Source organism: Phenylobacterium sp. (genome assembly GCF_036263695.1).
GTDB lineage: Bacteria > Pseudomonadota > Alphaproteobacteria > Caulobacterales > Caulobacteraceae > Phenylobacterium.
This window is the reverse complement of record NZ_DATAGM010000164.1, coordinates 1-2,268: the sequence shown is the minus strand read 5'-3', so window position 1 is coordinate 2,268 and position 2,268 is coordinate 1. Positions and strand designations below refer to the sequence as shown.

Sequence of the window (2,268 nt, the reverse complement as noted above, 5' to 3'; positions counted from 1 at the left end):
CCAGGCGCAGGTGTCCGTCGACTACAAGGGCGCCGTTACTCAGCAGTAGCCGGCAGCTCTCGTTTGCATTCCTCAGAACAGGCGAACCAAATTATGACCAGAACCGTCACGCGGCTATTCGACCATCACACCGACGCCATCCAGGCTGTCGAAGAACTGGAGCGCGCCGGAATTTCGCACGACCGGATCAGCCTGGTGTCGAACAACGCCGACAATTGGCACGCCGGACATCAGCACCCCAAGGGCGGCGGCGACAGCGGGCCGCTGGGCGACCGCAACGGCGATGGCGACAACGATGTCGCCGACGGCGCCGGCAAGGGCGCGACGACAGGCGGCCTGATCGGCGGCGGCGCCGGCCTGCTCGCCGGACTGGGCATGCTGGCCATCCCCGGCCTAGGTCCCGTGGTCGCCGCCGGCTGGCTCGCCTCGACCGCGGTCGGCGCAGCGGCCGGCGCCGCCGCGGGCGGCGCGACCGGCGGCCTGCTCGGCGCCCTGAAGGAGGCCGGCCACTCCGACGAGGAGGCCAATGTCTACTCCGAGGGCGTGCGGCGCGGGGGCACCCTGGTCAGCGTCCGGGCCGACGGCGACGAGGCCGATCGCATCGAGCAGATCCTGCACGGCCGGCAAGGTGTGGACGCGGTCACGCGAGGCCAGGACTACCGGTCCGCGGGCTGGAGCCGCTTCGACCACGATGCGGATCCCTACACCTCGGACCAGATCGCCAGCGAGCGGCAACGGTACGTCGAGCGGCGCTCCTTCGCCGGTCAAGAGCCCATTGAGGCCGGCTCGGATCCGGATCGCCGCGACCGCGCGGCCGGTTCAGGCATGAGCGCGCCGATACCCGGCGCGGACCCCACAGCCTAGTTGGACATGAGGTTACGACAAGGAGCCCCGGCAAACCGCCGGGGCTCCGATGCTGGGCGACGTCAGCGAGACGGGCTGGGTTGCAGACCTGGAACGGACGCCCAAAGAGCGGGAGACGCCTGACTGAGGCGCGCCACGCTTGTCATGTAGAACTCCAGCGCCCGCGCGCCGTAGGCCAACTGTGCGGACAGCAGATCCTGCGGGCCGCGGACGCCCGCGAAGCTTGCGAACGTCTCGGCTTGGAACTGAACGGCCGACCGGGTCCACACCTCCATGGCGCTGAAGATGGTCGTTGGCGCGGGTTGGTCCGCACCGTGTTGGGCGCCGGCGAAGCTCGAGCCCGTCACCTGCGGGGCGGCGGGCGCCAAGGCCGACGCCCCAGCGATCGCGGCGTCTTCCACCGCGAGTTCGGCCTCGATGGCGGCTTCGACCTGCATCTCCTCGACCTTGGCTTCGAGGGCTGCAAATCCGTTCTCGGCGTCTGCATCGAGTTCGTTCTTGGCGCGGGGCATGGCGGTCTCCTTCTGGACCCCCTAAACGCGCGGCGGTGAGCATCGTTGCTGCAGTGCAGCATGAGCCGAGGGCCGGTCTTCGCAACCTCCAATCCGTCCGGTGGTTGTAGAGCCCGCCGCATCAAGTAAGACGAGACGCCAAAGCATCACACCGGCCGGACGGATGGATGACCGCCGACACTGCGACGACCCAACTGGCAGGTATCGCCCAGGAGCTTGCCCGCAGCGTGCTGGCGCGCCATTGCGAGCGGACCGATGCAGAGGCCCGCTGGCCTGCTGAACCCCTGAAGGCCATTGCTGACGCCGGGTTGCTGGGCCTGCACGCGCCCCGGCGTGTTGGCGGTCACGGCCTGGGCCTGCTTGCGCTCGCCCAGGTGACGGAAGCGCTCGCTGGCGGCTGCAGCTCTACGGCGATGTGCTACGGGATGCACTGTGTGGCGACCGCCGTCATCGCGGCGAAAGCGACTCCCGACCAGGAGGCGCAGTACCTGGAGCCGATCGCTCATGGGCGCCACCTGACGACGCTGGCGCTGAGCGAACCGGGAACGGGCGCGCACTTCTACCTGCCGCGGGCGACGTTCGTGGAAGATGCGGAGGGCTTCACCCTTCAGGGTCAGAAGAGCTTTGTCACCAATGGCGGGCACGCCAATTCCTATGTCGTCTCGGCGGTCGCGGCGGGCGAGGACCTCGATCCCGGCACCTTCACCTGCCTGCTGGTGGACGCTGGAACGCCCGGGCTGGAGTGGGGACCGGAGTGGGCCGGCTTCGGCATGCGGGGCAACTCGTCCCGGGGCGTCTCGCTCAACGGGGTACGCGTGCCTCCGCGCAACCTGCTGGGCGCAGAGGGCGACCAGATCTGGTACGTGTTCGAGGTCGTGGCCCCGTATTTCCT

At 69.1% G+C, this 2,268-nt stretch carries 3 protein-coding genes; 2 read left to right on the top strand and 1 reads right to left on the bottom strand.

The features are described from left to right. Positions 1-93 precede the first annotated feature (93 nt). The gene (locus VHK87_RS06800) at positions 94-864 is read left to right on the top strand and encodes a hypothetical protein (protein WP_329634144.1); all 771 of its coding nucleotides are present in this window, start codon (positions 94-96) and stop codon (positions 862-864) included. 62 nt (positions 865-926) lie between these two features. Here VHK87_RS06800 and VHK87_RS06795 read toward each other — a convergent pair whose 3' ends face one another. Next, complete coding sequence (locus VHK87_RS06795) at positions 927-1,376, bottom strand: hypothetical protein (protein WP_329634143.1); 450 nt, start codon at positions 1,374-1,376, stop codon at positions 927-929. 167 nt (positions 1,377-1,543) lie between these two features. Here VHK87_RS06795 and VHK87_RS06790 point away from each other — a divergent pair. Then, on the top strand, positions 1,544-2,268 hold a 725-nt coding region (locus tag VHK87_RS06790), incomplete at its 3' end, for an acyl-CoA dehydrogenase family protein (protein ID WP_329634142.1).

Excerpts from the sequence above, each read along its gene's own strand:
- VHK87_RS06800 (WP_329634144.1), top strand. The coding sequence starts at position 94 with ATGACCAGAACCGTCACGCGGCTATTCGACCATCACACCGACGCCATC.
- VHK87_RS06795 (WP_329634143.1), bottom strand. The coding sequence starts at position 1,376 with ATGCCCCGCGCCAAGAACGAACTCGATGCAGACGCCGAGAACGGATTT.